Raw genomic sequence first — 347 nt, forward strand, 5'->3', positions numbered from 1 at the left:
TAGGCATCACGTTCAAGCTCGTTTTCAACGATTGCGACTAAGCCATCAATGGATTTTCGAAAATCCACAGCATCGCGGTATAAGTAAATACATTTAGGTTCAACAAACATTTTCATCAGGCAAGCTCGCGCAGTAATTGGCCTAGATAAGATGCAGACGTTGTGGGTGGTAAGCTGACTTTTACTTTACTAATCGAGAGGATGATTGGCTGTTGCGGTTCGATGGCATCGACGTGTTTCGTAACTTTTGCTCGAACAAAGCTTTCTGATGAGGCATTAAGTTTACTTCGTGCGGCATAAAACGTTGTTTTTGATAAAGCATTTTGCTGGCAATAGTCAGTGATAGTT

General features: G+C 41.5%; 2 protein-coding genes. Both read right to left on the reverse strand.

Translation table 11 applies throughout. The annotated features are described in order from the left end of the window. A partial coding sequence (gene tnpB / locus CEX98_RS23650; RefSeq protein ID WP_143484379.1) for an IS66 family insertion sequence element accessory protein TnpB occupies nt 1-116 on the reverse strand: 116 nt, incomplete at its 3' end. Then, nucleotides 116-347 (reverse strand): hypothetical protein (locus CEX98_RS22030; protein ID WP_099644120.1); only part of this gene is annotated, 232 nt, incomplete at its 5' end. The genes tnpB and CEX98_RS22030, both read right to left, overlap by 1 nt.

It is taken from the genome of Pseudoalteromonas piscicida (genome assembly GCF_002744175.1).
GTDB lineage: Bacteria > Pseudomonadota > Gammaproteobacteria > Enterobacterales > Alteromonadaceae > Pseudoalteromonas > Pseudoalteromonas piscicida_B.